The following is a 17,795-nucleotide window of genomic DNA, read 5'->3' as shown; positions in this document are numbered from 1 at the left end:
CGTCACTGCTCCTCTGCTGTCGCGGGCGTCGCTGCGGGCTGCGCCGGCTGCGGGCAGCCGAGCCGGGCCGCGGTGCGGTGCATCCGCTGCTGGGCCACCCTGGCGCCCTTGGCGCGGTAGCGCTCGGCGGCCCTGGCGGCGGCGGCGCAGGCACGCTCGCCTAGGCCCAGCAGCTCCAGCAGCTCGGCGATGTCCTCCTGGGCGGTCCCCTGGAAGTAGCTGTCGTCCATCCGCGCGGCCAGCGCGGTGGCCTGGTCCATCAGCGCCAGCGCCGGTTCCGGCTCGGCCGCCTCGACGGCCGCGCGGGCGCAGAGCAGCCGCACCAGCACCCCGGTGCGCGGGTCGGTGAGCGCCGCCAACTCGGCCTCGGACATGCCCCGGTAGGCGTCGGGCAGCGGCCCGCCGGAGGCCACCAGCTCCCGGGCGGCGTAGGCGGCGAGCAGGGTGGCGCCGCCCTGCTGCCCGGCCGCCGCGAGCAATTCCCTGGCGTGCTCGAAGTGGCCGTGCGCGGCCTGATGGTCGCCGGCCGAGGCGGCGGCGAAGCCGGAGATGTGGGCCACCCCGACGTCGGCGCTGTCCAGCCGCAGTTCCGCCGTGTACGCGGAGGCGGTGGCCAGCAGTTCGGCGGACTCGGCGAACTGCCCGTCCAGGCTCAGCAGTCCGGCTGTCGCGGCCAGGATCGGCACCAGTGAGACCCGGCTCTCGGCGAAGAGCGCGCCCAGTTCCCGGCACAGCACCAGCCCCTCGGCCACCGGGGTCGGCCCCCAGAGCGCCAGCTCGCCGGCCACCCGGCGGACCCGGTCCTCCTCGTAGCGGTCCCCCAGCGCCCTGGCCCGGACCGCCGCCGCCTGCAGGCTGCGCTCGGCCGGTCCGATCCGCTCCTGCATCAGGAAGCGGTGGGCGCGCAGCTGGTGGAACCGGCACCAGGCCAACTGGTCGTCCTCGGGCAGCCCGGCCTCGATGGCCTGCTCGACACCGAGGATGTCCTCCGGGGTACGGGTGCCGAAGCGCAGCTCGACCAGCTGCCGCTGGATCTCCAGCCAGGCCGGGACCGCGGCGGGGCCGCCGCCCACCCCGTCGATCACGGCGAGGGCGTCCTCCCGGCGGCGGAGGGTGACCCAGGTGTCCGAGAGCCGCAGCACCAGCTGCGGCTGGCCCGGGGCGTCCGCCGGGAGGATGGCGTGGGCCCGCTCCAGCAGGCTGACCGCGGCCGGGAGGTCCTTGCGGTCCATGGCCTGCATCGCCTCCGCGGTGAGGGCGGCGGCGGCACGGTGGGCGATCTCGGTGGACGACCTGCCGTGCGGGCTCAGCTCCCGGGCCAGCGACCAGGCCGACTCCAGGTGGTAGGTGAGGTTGTCCGGCTCTCCGGCGGATCCGGCAGGCTCGGCCCGGCGCCGCTGCTCGATGGTGTCGGCCAGCGCCAGGTGCCAGCGCAGCCGGTGCCGTTTGGCCGTCAACTCATAGGCGGTGTCCCGGCCGAGGGCCTGGGCGAAGCGCAGCCGCCGGGCCGCCGCGCTGCCCTGGACCAGCCGGCTGCGGCGCAGCTGGGCGAGCAGCCGGGCCAGGTCGACGTCGGCCCTGGCGTCGCCCTGCAGCAGCACCTCGACCTCGCCGACCGCGAACTCCCGCCCGGCGACCGCGGCCATCTCCAGCAGCAGCCGCTCGTCCGGGTCCAGCCGGTCCAGCCGGGCCGCCAGCACCGCCTGGATGGTGGCCGGGGTGGGGTTGGACGGGTCCTCGCCGACCACGTCCAGCATCAGTTCGGCGAACAGCGGGTTGCCCTCGCAGGCGACCGCGACCCGTTCGCAGATGTCGTCCAGGTCCTGCGCCTCGACCTCGCTGCCGCCCCGGGCCAGTTCGGACACCAGGTAGCGGGTCTCGTCCTCGCTCAGCGGCAGCAGTTCCAGGGTGACCGCGCCCGGCCGGCCGCCGGACCAGGACGGCCGCAGCTCCAGCAGTTCGGAGCGGGCCAGGCAGATGTGCATCACCGGGAGGTCGCCGAGTTCCTCGCTGAGGTACTCGATCACGTCCAGCAGGGTGGGCTCGGCCCAGTGCAGGTCCTCCCAGACCAGGACCAGCGGCCCGCGGTCGGCGATCGAGCCGAGGAAGACCCGCAGCGCCCAGGAGATGTCCTCGACCTCGGCGCCGTGCGCCAGGCCGTCGTCCCGCCGGGAGATCCCCTGCAGGTACTCGGCCGCCTGCCGCGCCACCGGGTCCTTGTCCCCCTTCACCTGGAAGGCGGCCCAGGCGCCCTTCGCCGACTCCAGCATCTCCGCGATCGGACGGTAGGTCATGCCCTTGCCGTAGGAGTGCACATGGCCGAGCAGCACGGTGGGCCCGCCGCCCGGGGTGTCCGCGACGGACTCCTGGAACTCGGCGGCCAGCCGGCTCTTGCCGATCCCGGGCGGTCCGAGCAGGGTCACCATGCAGCCCCGGCCGCGCAGCAGGGCGCTGTCGTAGGTGTGCCGCAGCTGCTGCAGCTCGGCGTCGCGCCCGATCAGCGGGGCGGAACGGACCGCCACCGCCTCCTCGGACGGGCCGTCGGAGAGCACCCGCCAGGCGCGCAGCGGCGCCTCCTTGCCCTTCACCCGGAGCGGGTCCACCTCCTCCAGCGCCATCCTGGCCCGGACGACCTGCGCCACCGACTCCCCCACCAGCACCTCGTTGGGGCGGGCCGAGGACTGCAGCCGGCTGGCCGTGTTGACGGTGTCGCCGACGATCCGGAAGTCGCCGCCGAGGTCGTAGGACGCGGACACCGGACCGGAGAACACCCCGATCCGCACGCTCAGGTCGATGCCGTACTCGGAGATCAACTCACGGTTCAGCTCCTGCAGTTCGGTCACGATCCCGACCGCCGAGCGGACCGCGCGGAGCGCGTCGTCCTCCCGGGAAAGCGGGATGCCGAAGACCGCCATGACCGCGTCGCCGATGAACTTCTCGGTGGTGCCGCCGTAGTTCCAGATCAGCTGGGAGCAGAGCCGGAAGTAACGGTCCATCACCGCCCGCAGCACCTCCGGGTCCAGGCCCTCGCTGAGCGAGGTGAAGCCCTCCAGGTCGGCGAAGAGGATCACCACGTGCCGGCGGATGTCCGAGCCGTGCGCACCGGCCGCCAGCGACGCCCCGCACATGGAGCAGAAGCGGCTCTCGGCCACCGAGTCGCTGCCGCAGGTGCCGCACTGCCGGGGCGGAGCGGCGCTAGTCATGGACGCCGACCAGGACCGGAGCGACGGTGTCCGGGCGTGCGGCGCCCGGGTTCGCGGCGCCCGGGTTCTGCATGATCTGCAGGCTTCTGAGGATCTTGGCGAAGTCGCCCCGCACCGGCCCGGCGTCCAGGGACATCGGGCTGCCGCCCGGCAGCACCATCGCCAGCGAGGTCCCCGGCGCCCCGGCGCCGGCCCCGCTGAGCCAGGCAGCCATCGCCCGGTGGTCCACACCGGCCGCGGTCTGCAGCCGGCGCAGGTACTCCGCCTCCAGGTCGGCCACGCTGGTCAGCCCGTCCAGCGAGGCGAACGGGACGCCGAGCACCTGCTCGTCCACCAGGGTCACCCTGGGCTGCTCGGCGGTGTTGCCGGGGAGCAGCGCCCTGCCGTTCTCGCTGAAGTAGAGCAGGGTGTGGCTGCTGTCGATGCCGCCCACGAACGGGCGCCCGGCCAGCTTGAGCCGCACCTGCGCCTTCAGGCTCTCGTCCACACCGGACTCCTCGGCGCCGGGCCAGTGCTCCGCGCCGGTGGCCAGGTCGCGCCAGCCCATCGCCCGGGCGATGTCGTGGGACGCGGGCAGGTCCATCACCCCGACGCCGAAGCGCTGCGGCTGCTTGGCCACGATCGAGCCCGGGGTGAGCGAGAACTCGCCGACCCCGGCCAGCGACCAGAGCTCCCGGTGCCGGGCCAGGAAGGCATAGGTCTCGGCGGCCTCCTCCGGCGTCTCGGACGGGAAGCCGGTGAAGCCCATCAGCTGGGCGCCGATGTCCGCGCCCGCCAACTGCCGCAGGATCTCCGGCACTTCGTCGATCCGGACGCCCTTGTCGATCAGGTCCAGGATCCGCTGGGTGGCCGACTCGTAGCCGAAGGCGATGGAGACGCAGCCGGCGCTCTTCAGCAGCTCGGCGGTGCCGCGCTTGGGGAAGGTCCGCTCCAGCCGCAGTTCGGCGCTCCAGCGGAAGCCGAGGTCGGCCTCGGCCATGCCCTCGGCCAGTCGGCGCAGGTAGCGCGGCGACATGGCGTCGACCGAGAAGTAGAGGGTGCGGGACAGCGCCGAGATGGCGTCCAGGTCGCGCAGCACCAGCTCCACCGGGCGCTCCCGGGAGGGCGAGGTGGGCCGGTCGGTGTTCAGCCCGTAGTCGCAGAAGGTGCACTTGTTCCAGTAGCAGCCCCGGGTCGGGCTGTAGAGCACCACCGGCTCCGGGGACCAGTAGGCGTCCCAGTCCCAGACGTCGTACTTGGGGGTCGGCAGCAGGCCCACGTGCTCGTAGTTGAGCTTCATGCCCTTGCGGCTGCCGCTCCGGGTCAGCACCCCGGCGATCCGCTCGAACGGGGCCCCGTCCCGGACCGCGCAGAGGATGTCGACCAGCGGGGACTCGCCCTCGCCCGGGACGATCAGGTCGGCGTCGGGGAACATGGTCCACACGTCGGCCGAGTCCCTGGCGTACTTGACGTCGTCGCAGATCTCGGTGCCGCCGAAGACCACCACCGCGTCCGGCAGCACGGCCCGGATCTCCCGCGCCATCCGCAGCGCGAACGGCAGCTGGGCCGCGTAGTTGACGGAGAGGCCGACCAGCCGCCAGTCGCTGCCGCGCAGCAGCTCCCGGAACGGCCCCTCGATGTAGTCGAGGAACGGGCCGCAGACCGCGTCCAGCACGTCGGGGTCGGAAAGGTCGTGGTGGCTCAGGTAGTTGACCGGTCCGTTGGTCCGCAGCCCGAAGCCGCTGTAGGCGCCGGGGAGCGATCTGAGCGACAGCAGCTTCATCCAGCGCTGCACGGCCAGGGTGGCCTGACGGTACGTCGGGTAGTGGTGGAAGTCCTCGCTGCTGCGGAAGACCCGCACCGCGCGCTGCACGAAGTCGGTGGCCACGCCCACACCGGCCAGCGCCGACTGGTACCGCAGCTCCTCGGCGCGGGTGAGCGAGGGGCGCCCGCCCATCGCGGCCCGGAACTCGGCGGCCTCGTCCAGCAGCGGCCCCACGTACTCGGGGCGGGCCAGGTGGTTCAGCGCGTCGATGTTGGCGTCGACGCAGCGGTGGCCGGTGAAGCCGAACTCCTCACAACTGGCCACCAGGTAGGAGATCGAGTGGTACGGGTAGGTGGGGTCGGTCAGCGGTGGATTGATCAGCAGAAAGGGCAGGTCCGCGTTCTCGGGCCGGTGGGCGCGGCTGCGCGGGGATACCTGAAGCTCCATGGTCGTCCTGCCTCCCTGTCCTGACTGTCACCGGATGCATGCTGCAGGGGTGGCCGATCCGGACGGCCGCGGTCTGCGGCGGTCCGGGCACGGCCACCCCGGGCACGGAACTGGGCTCTGTCCGGAGTCCTAGCCGATCCGGAAGATGTTGACGTCCTGGCCCTCGACGTCCTCGCCGGCGACGGCGTTCATCTTGGCCTGGACCGAGGTCAGGATGGTGACCTCCTCCTCGGTCAGCTGGGACACCACGTCCTGCTGCTCCGGGGTGAGCAGGTCCACCTGGTTGCCGGCCTCGGCGAGCTTTTCCAAAGCGTCAAAAGCCATTGTGTACTCCCTGGTTTGATCGTGGGACTGACCGTCGTCCGGAACCGTGAAGCGCTTCTGACGAGAAGACTAGGGTCGCCGACCGGCTCCGAGCGGCAGAGCGAGCGGCAGTTCCGGGCGGCCCCGCGGCAGTGCGAAACTGCCGCTCGGAGCGCCTTTCGCGGCAGCCCGCCAGGCATACCATCGCGCTGGTGCGGCATATGAGGCAGCGTCAGACAGCCCTGGAGGGGACGGTTTCCGTGGATGCGTTCAACCTGCCGGCGGACTTCTTCGACAACTACTGGCGCCGCCGTCCACTGCACCTCCCCGGAGCCGCAGCGGCGTTCCTGCCGCAGGCCCCGGCCAGGGACCAGATCTTCGGGATGATCGAGGGCGGCGCGGCGCACCAGACCGACGGCTCCACCGTGTGGTTCCTGGAAGGGCTCACCGCAGGACTGCCCGGCCTGGCCGAGGTGGTCGACCGGACCCGCCGGCTGTTCGAGTGGCACGACGTCTGGTGCGATGTGTTCGCCACCGCCGGGCCGTCCACCATCGGCAGCCACTACGACGGCAGCGACAACTTCAGCATCCAGCTCACCGGCAACAAGAAGTGGTTCCTCTGCCCACCCGACGGCATCGACCCGGACGACCGGCGCCGGCGGGTGCTCGGCGAGCCCGGCCTCGGCCCGGCCCCGGTGCCCGAATCCGCGCTCGCCTTCCAGGTCCGGGCCGGGGACGTGCTCTACATCCCCAGCACCTGGATCCACTGGGGCCTGTCGGACGGCGACAGCACCAGCGTCAGCCTGGTCCTCAACGTGGCCACCCCGCTGCACGCGCTGCAGGCGCAGCTGCTGGACGGGCTGCGGCACGATCCGCGCTGGTCGGCGCTGCTCCCGGTCGGCCCCGGCAGCACCGCGGCCCGGGAGCGGGCGCTGCGCGGGCTGATCGCCGACGACCTGCCGCAGCGGCTCCGCGACCCGGCCCTGGCCCGGATCGGCGACCGCGAGGGCAGCCGACTCTCCGTCAAGGAGCTTCCGGTCGGCGGCAGTTCGTCGCCGGTGGCGGCGCCGGAGGGGGCGCAGTCCGAGCAGCCGCCCGAGCAGCCGCTCGGCCGGCTGCTGGACCTGTGTCGGCGCCGGCTGCGGCAGACCTCCGACCAGGACGCCCGCCGCCTCTACCTGGCCGTGCTCACGGCCGTCCCCGGGCTGCCGCAGCCGCTGCTGGACAGCCTGGCGGCCGACCCGGACCTCGCGGCCTGGCTGGCCTCCGCGCAGCGCGACTCCCGGATCACCCGCTCGACCAGGGCCGAGGATCCGCAGGCCCACGCACTGGGCCTGCTGCTGCTGCCGGAACTGGCCCCGGCGCTGGCCGAACCGGTGGCCGTGACCGTCCGCCCCGACCCGGACGGCACCCTCACCCTCGCCAGGACCGGGCTGCAGCTGTCCTTCCCGTCCCGCCCCGCGCGGGTCACCCTCGGCGTCCTCGACGGCGTGCTGCACCTGCTCGGCCCGGACGGTCCCACCCCGGTCCTGCCGGGTGCGCGCACCGCGGAGTTGGAGGTGCGGGCGGCGGCGCCTCAGCGGTCGGCCCTGATCAGCGGGTGACAGACTGGAGCGGTGAGAGCCGACGCGGTACGCAATCTGGAAACCGTTCTGACCACGGCCGCCCGGCTGCTCGCGGAGGACCCCGGCACCAGCATCGCCGCCATCGCGGCAGCCGCCGGGGTGGACCGACGCACCGTCTACCGGCGCTTCGCCTCACGGGACGAGTTACTCGCCGCCCTCCACCAGGCCCGGCTGGCAGCGGTCGAGCAGGCCGTGGACACCGCACGGCTGCGCGAGGCCCCGGTCCCGGTGGCCCTGCGCCGGTACGCCGAGGGCATCATCGCGGTCAACCGCACCTGGCCGGTCGAGCCGACCCGGATGCGCGCCGACCCGACCGTCCGGGAACGCCTCGGACGACTGGTCGAGCAGGTGGACGCGTTTCTGCAGCGCGCGGTCGACGAGGGCCTGCTGCGGGCCGATCTGCCGCCCGGCTGGGTCGGCGGCCTGCTGCGGCAGCAGTTGCAGCTGGCCTCGCACGAACTGCCCGGCCTCGACCCGGGCCAGGCCGCGGACGTCCTGGTGGACACCCTGCTGCACGGCACCGCCAGGGCGTGAACCGTTCGCTCAGCCGGCCAGGGAGCGGCGGCGGCGGTGCTGGCGGGTGCCGCCGTTGCGGGCCAGCCGCTCGTCCTCGGTCAGACCGCCCCAGACCCCGTACGGCTCCTCGGCCTCCAGCGCGTAGCGTCGGCAGGCGAGCAGCACCGGGCAGCCGGCGCAGACCCGCTTGGCCGCCTGCTCCCGCTTCTCCCGGGCTTCGCCGCGCTCGCCGGCCGGATGGAAGAAGATCCTGCTGTCCGCCTCGCGGCAGGCGCCGCGCACCTGCCAGCCCCACTCGTGCAGGAATGGCCCGGGCAGGCGATAGGTGTCGGTCACGCCCCGCTCCCTCTTCCTTCTCATGATCTCTGCAGAATCGATCCTTCGTCGGTCGCGTACCCGCGCTGCCCGGAGTCAGTCCCCCTTCCCCGGGTCGCGGCCTGCGGCGGGTGTGCATCCGCCGCGAGCGGGCAGGGAGGGTGCGGGAGGGAAACAGGACGGGAAGACATGGACCGGAACGGCTGGAGTGTGAGCGGCGTGGTGGAACCCGGGAGGCCGCGGCCTCTGGTTCCGCTGGTTCCGTTGGTTCCGCCATGAGCGAGCCAGGGTTCCGGCACGAGTTCTACGCCTACCGGGGCGAGGACGAGTTCCTCGACGGCGCGCTGTCCTTCATCAACGACGCCCTGGCCGGGGACGAGACCGTCCTGGTCGCCGTCGCCGCACCCAAGCAGCGGCTGCTCCGCGACCAGTTGGACAGCCCCGCCGCCAGGGCGGGCGTCTCCTTCATGGACCTGGACGCGCTGGGCCGCAACCCGGCCCGGCTGATCCCGGCCTGGCAGGACTGGATCGCCGGGCGGACCGGCACCGGCCGCCCGGTGCGCGGCATCGGCGAATCCCGCTGGACCGACCGGGCCGAAGTGGACGACGCCGAACTTCGGTACCACGAATGGCTGTTGAACCGGGCCTTCGTCCAGTCCCCGGCCTGGTGGCTGCTCTGCCCCTATGACGCGGCGGTCGTCGGCCAGGCGGTGCTGGACGCGGTCGCCCGCTGCCACCCGCTGCGGTGGAGCGCGGGCGCGCACAGCGCGGACAGCGGCTACCAGGACGGCCCCTACGCCTTCGAGATGCTGCCCCAACCTGGCCACCCGCACCACGAACTCGACTACGGCCCGGGGCAGTTGGCACAGGTCCGGGACCGGGTCGCCGACAGCGCCGCGCGCAGCGGCCTGGACGGCGGGCGGCTGCGGGAACTGCTGATCGCGGTGACCGAGGTCGCCACCAACAGCATCAACCACGGCGGCGGCCGGGGCACCCTGCGGGTGTGGGCCGACCGGACCGACCTGGTCTGCGAGTTCCACGACTCCGGCTGCATCACCGATCCGCTGATCGGCCGGGTCCGGCCCGACCCGGACCAGATCGGCGGCCACGGCATGTGGCTGGTGCAGCAGTTGTGCGACCTGGTGCAGATCCGCTCGGCCCCGGACACCGGCACCACCATCCGACTGCACACCTCCCTGGCCTAGTCAGAATCGGGCTGACTGTCCGTCAGTTGTATCCAGGTGTCCTTGGCGCCGCCCCCGCGCGAGGAGTTGACGATCAGGCTGCCGCCCGCCGCCACCCGGGTCAGCGCGGCGGGCAGCACCGTCGGCCGCAGGCCGACCGCGCCGGGGCCGTCCCCCTCCCGTTCCACGCAGGTGAACATCCGGAGGTCCACCACCCGGGGCTCCAGCAGCTCGCCGTCGAAGGTCGGATGGCTGGTCAGCGCCACGACGTCCTGGGCCACCCAGCGGTCGGGCGCCTCCAGCAGGGCGGCCCGCAGCCGGGCCAGCGTCTCCGGCGAGGCGTAGGGGCCGATCACCACGCCCGCCCCGCCCTGCCCGTCCACCGGTTTGACGACCAGTTCGGAGAGCCGGTCCAGCACCTCGTCCATCCGTCCGGGCTCGCTCGGCAGCAGCGTCGGCACCTGCTCCAACTCCGGTTCCTCGCCCAGGTAGTAGCGGATCAGCCGGGGGACGCAGGCATACAGCGCCTTGTCGTCGGCGACGCCGTTGCCCGGGGCGTTGGCCAGGGCCAGGGTGCCGCCCTCGACCGCGGCGAGCAGCCCGGGCCAGAGCGGCCGGCCGTCCGCGCCGGTGGCCTTGGCCAGGTCGTCCTCGTCGATCCTGCGGTGGAGCACGTCGAAGGGACGCGTCGGGACCGGGGCGTCGTCCGGCCCGGTCCGGCTGGCGCGGCGGGCCCGCACCAGGCCGCCGTCCTCGACCACCAGGTCCGCCGGGGTGTGCAGGGCCACCCCCATCCCCCGGGCCAGCAGCAGGTGTTCGTACCAGGTGGAGCTGTCCGGGCCGTCGCTGACCACACCCACCACCGGGTCGGCGGCGGCCCCGCGCGGCGCGGCGGCGCGCAGGCTGCGCAGCAGCAGCGCCGGGACGCCGTCCAGCGGGGCGATGCCGGGGCCGGGCTCCAGCACGCCGAAGCGGCGGGCTGCCAGCGCGTAGCCGATACCGGCGGGGGCCCGGAGGTTGTCCTCCAGCACCAGCCAGCCGCGCGCGGCGTCGCGGACCAGGTCCATACCCGCGAGACCGATCCGCACCGCGCCCCGGGGCACCGTCCGGCCGGCCTCGCGCAGCCCCGCCGAGAACTCGACCATACGGGCCGGCAGCACTCCGTCCCGGACCGCGGCGCGCTCGCCGTAGGCGTCGTGGGCGAACGCCTCCAGGGCGCGCACCCGCTGCGCCACGCCCCGCCCTAGCAGCGCCCAGTCCTGGGCGTCGACCAGCCGGGGCACCACGTCGTAGGAGAACAGCCGGGGCCGGTCCTCGCCGTCCGCCCGGTAGGTCACCCCCTCCTGCCACTGCCGGGCGTCGCGCTCCCTGACCCGGGCCCGCAGCCCGCCGAGCTCCTGCCGCTGCAGTCCGTCCAGCACCGCGCGGTAGGACTCGCGGACCTCGCCCGCGCTGGTCACCGCCTCGTCCCGCTCGGCCCGGTAGCCGCGCATCAGGGTGCCGCCGGGAACCGTCCGCGGTCCCTGCCGCTCGCCCCTGGTCTCGGCGATCAGCAGGTCCACGGCGGCGCTGCGGCCACCGTCGGCCGCCTCCCGGCGCAGCCGGTGCGCCGCGCTGCCCCGGCCGAGCGCGGCCTCGGACAGCTCGACCACGGTCTCCCAGTCCCCGGTCTGCTCCAGCGCCGGGCGCAGCCGGGTCAGCATCGAGCGGACCACCCGCTGGGCCGGCAGCGGCCTGCCGTCGGCCGGGTCGATCAGATCGCCCTCCAGTCCGGAGCGGGCCGCGCGCCAGGTCGCGGCCCGCAGCCACTCGTGCCGTCCCTTCGGGGCCCGGGCACCCGAGCGGACCTGGGCGCAGGCGTCGATCACCAGCGCCCGGAACAGCCCGGCGATCATCACCACGGTCTCCGCGCGCGGGCAGGCGTCGCAGATCCGCAGCTCCAGCGTCTGCAGATGGGCCGAGGGGCGGACGTCGTAGTAGACCATCCCGGTGTCGCTGATCACCCCGGAGCGGACCAGCGCCGCGATGGTGGCGTCGTACTCGGCGGCGGAGCCGAAGGAGCCGGCCGGCCCGGTGGTGGGCCAGCGCTGCCAGAGCAGGGTGCGCCAGCTGGCGTAGCCGGTGTCCGAGCCCAGCCAGAACGGGGAACTGGCGGACAGCGCCAGCAGCACCGGCAGCCAGGGCGCCAGCACCCCCATCGCGATCACGCCGGTGTCCCGGTCCGGGATGTCGACATGGACCTGCGCGCCGCAGATCAGCTGCTCCTCGGCGACCACCCGGTAGTTCTCCGCCATCCGCCGGTAGCGCGGATCGTCGGTGGGATCGATGCTGCCCAGACTGGCCAGCGGGGTCGTCCCGGCGGCGACCACGGCCAGGCCGAGCGGCTCGGCCGCGGCGTTCAGCGCCTGCCGGGACGCGGTCAGATCCTCGAGCAGCGCGGCCAGTTCGCGGTGCGGCCTGCTGTTGGCCTCCACGATGGACTGCTGCAGCTCGGTGGTGAACCCCCGCTCCGGCAGCCGGTCCAGCACCGCACGGGCGCGGGGAACCAGCGACCTGCTCGCCACGTCCACGACGTGGAACTCCTCTTCGACGCCGACTGCCACAACCACGCTGTCTCCTCGGCCCGGTGACATTCGGTCAGTAAACGCTCGAGTTGTTTCGCCCAGGTACGCAGCAGCAGGTGGTCGGACATGTTCACGGACAAAACTATGGATCTTGACAGTATTCGATGACACAGTGATTCATGCCGTCTTGGGCGTAGTGCGAGATGCGTCCGATTTCCTACGATGATCGCCGCAAGGCCCTGTTGTGCCCCCGCGCGGCAGGGCCTTCGCCACACCTAGATGTGCCCGTACCCGATCTGCCCGTACCTGATGCCAGGAGCACGTGTACTTTGAGCGCATTGCAGTGGCGTACCGCGATAGACCTGTGCCTGATCGCCGAGATGATCCCGGCCCCGGACAACCCCGCCCGCCTCCTCTCCCGACTCACCGGCGTCCGCGTCGCCGTGCAGGGATCCGTGCTCTACGTCGACACGGTCCAGGGCATCTTCGCGATACCCGTGGCGTCCATCCTGTTCGTCGCCTACAGCCGGAACTGACGCGGCGACGGGCCGCGTCCCCGCCGTCCGCCTCCCCGCATCCGGCAGGATTCCTGGTGCAGACCAGGAACGCCGCCGTGACGAGGAGCCCTACGATGCGCACCGACCAGCCAGTCCCCCACCGACCTGAGGGCCCTGCGCGTGCGCCCGAGATCGTGGGCAGCGACCCGGCCGGCTTCCCCTGGAGCGTCTTCCACGACCGCCACCCGCTGCTGTTCCAGCAACTGCGGGACGCGCTGCCCTACCCTCCGGACGCCCTGCGGCGGCTGGCGGAGTTCGAGGCGGAGGCGGTGCACGGGGTGATCGGCCCCCTCGAACCGAGCGCGCACGACCGGGCCGACTGGGACCTCTGGTCCCGCCCCTACCTGGGCCTGCCCTGGACCGAACCGCCGTTCCTCTGGGCCGAGGTGTACTTCTACCGCAGACTGCTGTCCGCGACCGGCTACTTCGGCCCCGGGCCGATGCGGGGGGTGGACCCGTTCGCGCCGCTCAAGGAGGCCGAGCTGCTGGGCCCGGCGGTGGACCAGGAACTGGCCGCGCTGGACCGGTTGGCGGGCCTGGACCAGGCCGAGCTGAGCTGTGCCCTGCTGCTGTCCTCGCTCTGGGGCAACCGCGCCGACCTCTCCTTCGAGATCTCCGCCGACCGGGCGGACGGGCCGCCGGCCCAGGAGTCCGCCCCGGGCGCGCTGCTGGTGGACGACCGCGCCGCCGTACTCTCCCACCTGCGCGACCGGCCGCCGGGGCGGGTCTGCCTGATCGCCGACAACGCCGCGCGCGAGCTGCTGCCGGACCTGGTCCTGCTGGACCACCTGCTCGGTTCCGGCCTCGCGGCGAGCGCCACCCTCTACGTCAAGCCGCAGCCCTGCTACGTGTCGGACGCCACCGTCGCCGACACCCTCGCCGCGCTGCGGCGGCTGCGCGACGCCCCGGGGGCGGCCGGCCGGACCGGCGCGCGGCTGTGGCGGGCGGTCGGCAGCGGCCGACTGGCCGTCAGCACGCATGCCTTCTTCTGCGCGCCGTTCCCCTTCCGGGACATGCCGGACGACCTGCGCGCCGAACTGGCGTCCGCGACCTTGACCCTCACCAAGGGCGACCTCAACTACCGCCGCCTGGTGGAGGACCGCCACTGGCCGGCCACCACCCCGTTCGCCGCGGTGACCGCCGCCTTCCCCGGCCCGGTCGCCGCCCTGCGCACGGTCAAGTCCGACGTCGTGGTCGGCCTCGACCCCGCCACCGCGGCAGCCCTGGAGTCCCACCCCGGCTGGCGCACCAGCGGCACCCGCGCCGTCCTCCAGTTCCGCCCGTAACCGGGACCGGAGGGGGCCGGGTGCCGTGGTGGGGCCGGTCAGCTCTGGGGGGTGAGGGAACCGAGGTAGGCGTTGGCGGCGTCGGGGGTGAAGAACCAGTTCGGGAAGTCCGACGGGTTGTCGAAGCCGTTGGCGAAGCGGTCGGCGACGGCCGGGATCTGGCCGGCCGCGCCGATCAGCTGGAGCACGTGCTCGGGCGGCGGGGCGAGCATCGCGTTGGTCCAGGCGGTGACGTCGCTCGCGGCGGTGGTCCAGAAGGTCTCGAAGGCGGACTCCATGAAGGCCCGGTCGAACGGCTGGTCGCCGTGGGCGCGGATGGAGTCGAGGTAGCTGGTGGCGCACTTGGCCGCGGTGTTGGAGCCCTGGCCGGTGATCGGGTCGTTGGCGACGACCACGTCGGCCACGCCCAGCACCAGGCCGCCGCCGGGCAGTTCGCCGACCGGGCGGCGCACCACCGGGGTGTAGCGGCCGGCCAGGGTGCCCTTGGCGTCGGTGAGTTCCACGCCGCCGAGGGTGCGCTCGTACTCCCAGGGGGTGTAGGTGCGCATCAGGTCCAGGGTGCGGCGCAGCTGCTCCTCGGGTTCGAGCGCGGGCTCGAAGACGTCCAGCGGGCCGCCGGGGACCCCCTCCCAGAAGAGGATGTCGCAGGGCCCGGACAGGGTGAGCGCGGGGATGACGAAGAGTTCGCCGACGCCGGGCACCAGGTTGCAGCGCACCGCCGCGAAGTCGTGCTCGGGGCGCGGCCCGAGGCCGTGCACATAGGAGACCGCCAGCGAGCGTTGCGGGGCGGTGTACGGGGAGCGCTCGGCGTCGCGGGCGAACATCGACACCAGTTCGCCCTTGCCGGCCGCGACCAGGGTCAGGTCGTAGCCGCGCACCAGCAGGTCCAGGTCGGAGACGGTGACGCCGTTGACGACCACCTTGCCGCCGCGCTCGGCGAAGAGCTCCAGCCAGCCGGGCATCTTCACCCGCTGGTCCACGGACTGGGCGTAGTCGTCGAGCCGGCCGACCCAGTCGATCACCCTGGCCGCCTCGGGGCCGCTCACCGAGACGCCCAGTCCCTCGCTCCGCGGCGCCTCCTTCTCCCACAGGTTGAGGCCGAGGTCGCGCTCCTGGCCGAGGGCGGTGCGGAACATGCACTGGGTGGAGAGCACCCGGCCGCCCCGGATCTCGTCGGGGGTGCGGTCGGTCATCACGGTGACGTCGTGGCCGTCGGACTGCAGGCCGAGGGCGAGCTGCAGCCCGGCCTGGCCGGCGCCGACGACGAGTATCTTCGCCAAAGGGGGCTCCTTGGTGGGGAAAGGTGGGTTCGGACGGGGGCGGTCCCGCGACGATGATGGTGCCAGAGCGTCAGTTGGGTTCCAGCGACAGGGTGTGCTGGACCAGCCCGGCCAGGGTCCGCGCGGCCGAGGCCCGGTTCCGCGCGTCGCAGCGCAGCAGCGGGACGTCGGGGGCGAGGCTGAGCGCGTCCCTGATCTCGATGTCCTCGTAGTGCGGCGCGCCGTCGAACTGGTTGACCGCGACCACGAACGGCAGCCCGCTGCTCTCGAAGTAGTCGACCGCGGGGAAGCCGTCGGCGAGGCGGCGGGTGTCGATCAGCACCACCGCGCCGACCGCGCCGCGGGCCAGGTCGTCCCACATGAACCAGAAGCGGCGCTGCCCGGGCGCCCCGAAGATGAACAGCACCAGGTCGGGCGCGAGGTGCAGCCGGCCGAAGTCCATCGCCACGGTGGTGGTGGTCTTGCTGCTGCCGTCGAGCAGCGGGTCGGTGTCGGTTCCGGCGTCGGTCATCACCGCCTCGGTGCGCAGCGGGGCGATCTCGGAGACGGCCCCGACCAGGGTGGTCTTGCCGACGCCGAAGCCGCCCGCGACGACGATCTTGGCGGAGGTGACCGGGAGTTCGGTCAGCGGGATGCCCCCGGGCACGGAGCCGTTCGGAGCAGCGGAGCCGTTCGGAGCAGCGGGGCCGTACTGGGGGGCGGTGGACGAGTCAGGCGAGGTCGCGGAGACCACCGAGGATCCTCTCAAGAACCAGGCGGTTCGGTCGTGCTGGAGCGGAAATGGACGAACCGCCGCCGGAGCGGGTCGCGACGGAGCTGCCGTGCACCCGGATCCGGCCGGCGTCCACCAGGTCGCTGACCCACACCCGGACCACCCCGAGCGGCAGCCGCAGCAGGGCGGACACCTCGGCGATGGAGCGCATCTGGCCCTGGCACAGCTCGCAGATGCGCTCGAGCTCGGGGAAGGTCGGCGCGGCGGTGCCCGGGGGCTGGTACAGCGCCGAGATCAGGGTCTCGACCAGCAGCACCTGCCCGAAGCGGGTACGCCCGCCGGTCAGGGCGTACGGGCGGACCCGTGCGGAACGGCGTGTCGGGGGGATCACCGGTGAGCCTCCTGCCCGGGTGTTCCCCGGAGCTCGTCGCGGAGTTGCGTGGTCAGCACATGGCCGGCGCGTTCGACCAGGCGGGCCAACTGGTAGGCGGCCACGCTCAGATCGCAGTCGGCACTGGTGTACGCGGTCAGGCAGGCGGTCTCGTCCACGGACATCAGGATCAGCGTCCCGTCGTCCAGGGTGATCACGGTGCGCTTCAGCCCGCCGAACTCGAGCAGGGTGGAGAGCCCGCTCGAAAGTCCGTTCAACCCCGCTGCGAGCGTGGCGAGTTGGTCGGACGGGCAGTCCTCGTCCGCGGTGACCAGGGGCAGCCCGTCGGTGGACACCAGGGCCAGCGAGCGAAGGCCGGGGGTGCTCATCAGGACGTCGCTCAGCAGCCAGCGCAGCCGCTGCAGCGGGGTCGACCCCGGAGTGGCACTTCCATGGACCATGGTCGTCATGTCCCTTCCCCCTCACCGCGGATCGGCACGGCGGCGCGGACGCCGTGCTGGAAGCCGCCCAGTCGGCGGCGCAGTTCCTCGGCCGCGGCCCCGGGACGCTCGGGCGCCCCGCCGCCGGCGCCGCCCGCGCCGTCACCGTTCTCACCCTCGGCCGCTGCGGCGCGGGCGAGTTGGCCGCTCTCGCCGGGGACCCGCTTGGGCAGTCCGCCGGGCCCGGTCCGGGACGCCGAGGGTGCGGGCCCGGGCACCGCGCTCAGCGAACGGGGCGTCACCTGGCCTGCGCCCTGACCGCCCTGACCGCCCGGCACGCCCTGGGAGCCGTGGGCCTCGTGGGCCGGTGCGGCCCAGCCGGCCATCGGGTCGGGCATCGGCGCCGGGGCCGGCGGTGCGGCGAACACCCAGGTCGGGACGGCGACCAGCGCGGTGGTGCCGTCGGCGGTCGGACTGGCCCGCAGCTGCACCCGCAGGCCGTGCCGCAGCGCCAGGATGGTCACCACCTGCAGCCCCATGCTCCGCCCGGTCCTGGCCACGGTCTCGGTGGCCGTCGAAGTCCCGGTCGCCAGGCGGGTGTTGACCTCGCGCAGCAGCTCCTCCGGCAGGCCGATGCCCCGGTCGGCCAGCGAGACCATCAGCTCCCCGCTGTCCAACTGCCAGGCGGTGACCGTGACCGGCTCGGTCGGCGGTGAGAACGAGGTCCCGTTCTCCAGCAGTTCGGCGAAGAGGTGGCTGAGGTCCTCGGCGACGTCGGGGCGGACCCAGAGTTGCGGTATCGCGGTGAGATGCACCCGCTCATAGCGCTCGATCTCGGAAAGGGCCGCGCGCAGCACGTCCAGGAATGCCGTCGGCGCCTGCGACGCACCGGGTCGCTGATGACTCGCACCACCGAGCAGCAGCATGTTTTCGCTATTGCGGCGCATCCGGGTGCCCAGGTGGTCCAGCCGGTAGAGCTGCTCCAGTCGCGCGGAGTCGGCCTCGGTCCCCTCCATGGTTTCCAGCAGCCCGAGCTGACGCTCGACCAGGCTCAGGCTGCGCAGCGCCAGGTTGACCAGCAGCTCGCCGCCCTCCTGCTCCCGCTGCTTGGCAGCGGCGACCAACTCGTCACGCTCGGAGCCGAGTTGAGCGTAGTGATCTTGGAGCTGACGGTGCTCGTACTCCAGTTGGGACTGCGTCGACCGGAGTCGCTGGTAGTGGGCTTCCTGCTCGCCCTGTTTCTCCCGGT

The 17,795-nt window shown here is 73.3% G+C and carries 15 protein-coding genes; 5 read left to right on the top strand and 10 right to left on the bottom strand.

Annotated elements, in window-relative coordinates; all coding sequences use genetic code 11:
• Positions 1 to 2: 2 nt before the first annotated feature.
• The 3 genes from ACEZDG_RS18675 to ACEZDG_RS18665 form a co-directional block, all read right to left on the bottom strand.
• Complete coding sequence (locus ACEZDG_RS18675) at positions 3 to 3,203, bottom strand: adenylate/guanylate cyclase domain-containing protein (protein ID WP_380510625.1); 3,201 nt, start codon at positions 3,201 to 3,203, stop codon at positions 3 to 5.
• Complete coding sequence (locus ACEZDG_RS18670; protein WP_380510622.1) at positions 3,196 to 5,394, bottom strand: B12-binding domain-containing radical SAM protein; 2,199 nt, start codon at positions 5,392 to 5,394, stop codon at positions 3,196 to 3,198. The genes ACEZDG_RS18675 and ACEZDG_RS18670 overlap by 8 nt, the downstream gene beginning before the upstream one ends.
• Before the next feature lie 129 nt (positions 5,395 to 5,523).
• Positions 5,524 to 5,718, bottom strand: a complete 195-nt coding sequence (locus tag ACEZDG_RS18665; RefSeq protein ID WP_380510620.1) for an aroma-sacti cluster domain-containing protein — start codon at positions 5,716 to 5,718, stop codon at positions 5,524 to 5,526.
• 239 nt (positions 5,719 to 5,957) lie between these two features.
• On the opposite strand from ACEZDG_RS18665, the gene ACEZDG_RS18660 reads away from it, so the two are divergent.
• Both ACEZDG_RS18660 and ACEZDG_RS18655 read left to right on the top strand, forming a co-directional pair.
• A complete protein-coding gene (locus ACEZDG_RS18660; RefSeq protein WP_380510617.1) occupies positions 5,958 to 7,301 on the top strand; it encodes a JmjC domain-containing protein in 1,344 nt (447 codons plus the stop codon).
• Positions 7,302 to 7,313: 12 nt separating this feature from the next.
• Positions 7,314 to 7,856 carry a TetR/AcrR family transcriptional regulator gene (locus ACEZDG_RS18655; protein WP_380510614.1) on the top strand — a complete coding sequence of 181 codons (543 nt, stop codon included), beginning with the start codon at positions 7,314 to 7,316 and terminating at the stop codon, positions 7,854 to 7,856.
• Positions 7,857 to 7,865: 9 nt separating this feature from the next.
• Here ACEZDG_RS18655 and ACEZDG_RS18650 read toward each other — a convergent pair whose 3' ends face one another.
• A complete protein-coding gene (locus ACEZDG_RS18650) occupies positions 7,866 to 8,174 on the bottom strand; it encodes a WhiB family transcriptional regulator (protein ID WP_380510611.1) in 309 nt (102 codons plus the stop codon).
• Positions 8,175 to 8,428: 254 nt separating this feature from the next.
• On the opposite strand from ACEZDG_RS18650, the gene ACEZDG_RS18645 reads away from it, so the two are divergent.
• Complete coding sequence (locus ACEZDG_RS18645; RefSeq protein ID WP_380510608.1) at positions 8,429 to 9,358, top strand: anti-sigma factor RsbA family regulatory protein; 930 nt, start codon at positions 8,429 to 8,431, stop codon at positions 9,356 to 9,358.
• Here ACEZDG_RS18645 and ACEZDG_RS18640 read toward each other — a convergent pair.
• Positions 9,355 to 11,946: a glutamate--cysteine ligase gene (locus ACEZDG_RS18640; RefSeq protein ID WP_380510605.1), complete on the bottom strand. Its 2,592-nt coding sequence runs from the start codon at positions 11,944 to 11,946 to the stop codon at positions 9,355 to 9,357. The genes ACEZDG_RS18645 and ACEZDG_RS18640 overlap by 4 nt on opposite strands.
• 284 nt (positions 11,947 to 12,230) lie before the next feature.
• On the opposite strand from ACEZDG_RS18640, the gene ACEZDG_RS18635 reads away from it, so the two are divergent.
• Positions 12,231 to 12,437 (top strand): hypothetical protein, encoded by a 207-nt coding sequence (locus ACEZDG_RS18635; protein WP_380510602.1) that lies wholly within the window; start codon positions 12,231 to 12,233, stop codon positions 12,435 to 12,437.
• A 95-nt stretch (positions 12,438 to 12,532) separates the two neighbouring features.
• A complete protein-coding gene (locus ACEZDG_RS18630) occupies positions 12,533 to 13,744 on the top strand; it encodes a damage-control phosphatase ARMT1 family protein (RefSeq protein WP_380510599.1) in 1,212 nt (403 codons plus the stop codon).
• A gap of 38 nt (positions 13,745 to 13,782) precedes the next feature.
• Here the strand turns inward: ACEZDG_RS18630 and ACEZDG_RS18625 are convergent, their stop codons facing one another.
• From ACEZDG_RS18625 to ACEZDG_RS18605, 5 genes are all read right to left on the bottom strand, one after another.
• On the bottom strand, positions 13,783 to 15,024 hold the full coding sequence (locus tag ACEZDG_RS18625; RefSeq protein WP_380510596.1) for a styrene monooxygenase/indole monooxygenase family protein: 1,242 nt from the start codon (positions 15,022 to 15,024) through the stop codon (positions 13,783 to 13,785).
• Between the two features lie 70 nt (positions 15,025 to 15,094).
• Complete coding sequence (locus ACEZDG_RS18620) at positions 15,095 to 15,757, bottom strand: GTP-binding protein (protein WP_380510593.1); 663 nt, start codon at positions 15,755 to 15,757, stop codon at positions 15,095 to 15,097.
• The gene (locus ACEZDG_RS18615) at positions 15,735 to 16,127 is read right to left on the bottom strand and encodes a DUF742 domain-containing protein (protein ID WP_380510590.1); all 393 of its coding nucleotides are present in this window, start codon (positions 16,125 to 16,127) and stop codon (positions 15,735 to 15,737) included. The genes ACEZDG_RS18620 and ACEZDG_RS18615 overlap by 23 nt, the downstream gene beginning before the upstream one ends.
• Entirely contained in the window at positions 16,124 to 16,576 is a 453-nt protein-coding gene (locus ACEZDG_RS18610; RefSeq protein ID WP_380510586.1) for a roadblock/LC7 domain-containing protein, read from the bottom strand. Before ACEZDG_RS18610 ends, ACEZDG_RS18615 begins: the two co-directional genes overlap by 4 nt.
• Positions 16,573 to 17,670: a sensor histidine kinase gene (locus tag ACEZDG_RS18605; protein ID WP_380510583.1), complete on the bottom strand. Its 1,098-nt coding sequence runs from the start codon at positions 17,668 to 17,670 to the stop codon at positions 16,573 to 16,575. Before ACEZDG_RS18605 ends, ACEZDG_RS18610 begins: the two co-directional genes overlap by 4 nt.
• Positions 17,671 to 17,795 lie beyond the last annotated feature (125 nt).

It is taken from the genome of Streptacidiphilus alkalitolerans, assembly GCF_042511045.1.
Classification (GTDB): domain Bacteria; phylum Actinomycetota; class Actinomycetes; order Streptomycetales; family Streptomycetaceae; genus Streptacidiphilus; species Streptacidiphilus alkalitolerans.
Note: the sequence above shows the minus strand (reverse complement) of the source record. Positions and strands in the feature narration are given on the sequence as shown.